Below are 3046 nucleotides of genomic sequence, written 5' to 3'. Positions count from 1 at the left end.
CCCCTTTCGGGACCGGCCCGGCTGCGTACGACTCCGGTTGTCAGCCGGCCATGCTCGGCATGTCGGTGACCTGATCGGCGGGCGGCGCCTCGATCGTCACGTCCTCACCGTGCTTGGAGAGCACCATCTCGACGGTGCCCATCTCCCCCATGCCGACCTCGGCCTTGCGGAGCAGGCCGTCGCCGTCGACCCAGATGTCCTGCTCGATCGTCTCGGGCAGGCCGGTGGCGCTGCCCGAACCGAGGGTCTCGGCGAGAGCCGCGGAGTCGACGGTGAAGCTGTAGTGCTTGGTGTCGGTGCCGTCGAGCTTCTCCTCGCCCTCGAACTTGGAGGACTTGATCGAGTTCTCCATCCCGTCGAAGAAAGCGAGCGGGTTGCTCATCGACTCCAGGCTGGTGCCGCCCATCTTGGCGAGCTGGTCGGCGGTCGCGGTCATCCACGAGTCGCCCATCATGCCCTTGATGTAGATCTTCTCGTCGACGAGGATCGTCTCGAGGTCCATGTCCATCGAGCCACCACTCATCTTCATGGTGGAGTGCTGAGCCGGCGGCTCCTTGCGGATGTCGCCCTCACCGGTCATCGAGACTGTCTGGCCGGAGACCTTGGCGTCCATCTTCGTGGTGAAGTGGGCGGTGTCGATGTCGGTGGCCTTCTTCATGACCTCGGTCATGTCCTCGGCCGATACCGAGTCACCCTCGCTGGCACCGCCGGCACCACCACCGCCACCACAGGCCACCAGGCCCGAGAGCGATACGGCCAGCACGCCCGCCGCAGCGGCACGGCGCCAAAGGCCACGTGGCCCGAGAGTACGGTTGTGCGTCATTGAGCTTCCCTTCATGTTTCCGCTCCAGCGGCGGACCGCTCCAACCTACCCTCGGAGGAGTCTCAACTCACGCGACGAAACACGTGTCGATAGGTCTGAAGCGTGACGGTCGCCGTGCCGGCCGCGAGGTCGTGCAGCCCGCGCCGGTCCGGGCGGAAGACCAGCGGAGGCACGACGAGAACGACCAAGATCTGACGAGCGATGCTCCGCAGAGGATCGAGCGGACGTACGTCCGGCTCGCCCTGGGTCACCCGCACCGTGCGCAGCCGGGTGACGAGCTTGCCGAAGGAGCCGCCGCCGAGCGTGGTGAAGACCGCCGTCTGCACGATGAAGACGACCAGGATCCACAGGTTGTCGCTCGGCCGCGGGTCGACACCGGCGAGCAGGGACCCGAACGGCAGCGCGCGCACGCCGAGGAAGACCGACGCCACCAGCGACGACGCGAGCCAGTCGACGAAGAGCGCGAGCACGCGCCGGCCCCAGCTCGCGGTCGGATAAGGCAGAGTAGGCGTCGCAGGGTTGGCGGAACTGGTCACAGCGGTAAGGGTAGGCGGCGACGTCTTGAGGGATGAGATCGGGATGGTTGCCGATCAAATCACACAACCTGTTACACGCCTGAAACATTTGCGACACTCCTGTGCAACCGTCCCTTCGTAATTTTCGGGACACGGTCGGCTCCAACAGGATCCGGCCTCGATCGCGAGAGACCTATCTGGCTCTTCCCGCCCGGGTGAGCCAAGGAGGATTGATGTTCAGCACTGACGACGAGCTCTTGAAGTTCATCTCTGACGAGGGAGTCGAGTTCGTCGACATCCGTTTCGTCGACCTGCCCGGCGTTCAGCAGCACTTCACGGTGCCGGTGTCGTCGTTCAACCTGGAGCCGATGGCCTTCGACGGTTCGTCGATCCGCGGCTTCCAGGCGATCAACGAGTCCGACATGGCGCTGTACCCGGACGTCACGACTGCGTACATCGACCCGTTCCGCACCGCGAAGACCCTCGCGCTGATGTACTTCGTGCACGACCCGATCACCGGTGAGGCCTACTCGCGCGACCCGCGCAACATCGCGCGCAAGGCGCTGGCATACCTCGCCTCGACCGGCATCGGCGACACCGCCTTCTTCGCCCCCGAGGCCGAGTTCTTCATCTTCGACAAGGTCGCCTACAACACCTCCGAGGGTGAGTCGTTCTACAAGATCGACTCGGTCGAGGCCTGGTGGAACTCCGGCGCCGACAAGAACCCCGACGGCACCGACAACCTGGGTTACAAGACCCGCTTCAAGGGCGGCTACTTCCCGGTCTCCCCGACCGACCACTTCGCCGACCTGCGCGACGTCATGGTCAAGAACCTCGAGGCCTCCGGCCTGCTCGTCGAGCGCGCCCACCACGAGGTCGGCACCGCCGGCCAGGCCGAGATCAACTACAAGTTCGACACGCTGCTCAAGGCGGCCGACGATGTCATGAAGTTCAAGTACATCGTCAAGAACACCGCCTGGCAGGCCGGCAAGACCGTCACCTTCATGCCGAAGCCCGTCTTCGGCGACAACGGCTCGGGCATGCACGTCCACCAGTCGATCTGGAACGCCGGCGAGCCGCTGTTCTACGACGAGACCGGCTACGGCGGCCTCTCCGACATGGCCCGCTGGTACATCGGCGGCATCCTGAAGCACGCCCCGTCGGTCCTGGCGTTCACCAACCCGACCGTGAACTCCTACCACCGCCTGGTGCCGGGCTTCGAGGCTCCGATCTCGCTGGTCTACTCCTCGCGCAACCGCTCCGCCGCGGTCCGCATCCCGATCACCGGCACCAACCCGAAGGCCAAGCGCGTCGAGACCCGGTTCCCGGACCCGTCCTCGAACCCCTACCTCGCCTTCTCGGCCCTCCTCCTCGCCGGCATCGACGGTATCCAGAACAAGATCGAGCCGCCCGCGCCGATCGACAAGGACATCTACGAGCTTCCGCCGGACGAGATGGCCGAGATCAACCAGGTGCCGACCTCCCTCGGTGCCGTTCTGTCGGCGCTGGAGACCGACCACGACTTCCTCACCGTGGGCGACGTCTTCACCCCCGACCTGATCGAGACCTGGATCGACTACAAGACCAACGACGAGATCCTCCCGATCCAGCTTCGCCCGCACCCGCACGAGTTCGAGCTCTACTACGACATCTGAGCAACGAGCGCTGACTGACCTGAGCCCCTCCCCCGAATCATCGGGGAGGGGCT

3 protein-coding genes are annotated in these 3046 nt (G+C 65.2%); 1 reads left to right on the top strand and 2 read right to left on the bottom strand.

Translation table 11 applies throughout. The features are described 5' to 3' along the window. Nucleotides 1-40 precede the first annotated feature (40 nt). Nucleotides 41-823 carry a DUF6612 family protein gene (locus tag ACFVJS_RS27240; RefSeq protein ID WP_378886676.1) on the bottom strand — a complete coding sequence of 261 codons (783 nt, stop codon included), beginning with the start codon at nucleotides 821-823 and terminating at the stop codon, nucleotides 41-43. Nucleotides 824-885: 62 nt separating this feature from the next. After that, a complete protein-coding gene (locus ACFVJS_RS27235; protein WP_378886675.1) occupies nucleotides 886-1359 on the bottom strand; it encodes an RDD family protein in 474 nt (157 codons plus the stop codon). Between the two features lie 212 nt (nucleotides 1360-1571). Between ACFVJS_RS27235 and glnA the strand changes: the two genes are divergently transcribed. Continuing rightward, nucleotides 1572-2993, top strand: coding sequence for a type I glutamate--ammonia ligase (gene glnA / locus ACFVJS_RS27230; RefSeq protein WP_378886674.1), 1422 nt, complete (start codon nucleotides 1572-1574; stop codon nucleotides 2991-2993). The last annotated feature ends 53 nt before the right edge of the window (nucleotides 2994-3046 follow it).

It is taken from the genome of Nocardioides sp. NPDC057772 (assembly GCF_042798075.1).
GTDB lineage: Bacteria > Actinomycetota > Actinomycetes > Propionibacteriales > Nocardioidaceae > Nocardioides.
This window is presented reverse-complemented; position numbering and strand designations above follow the sequence as displayed.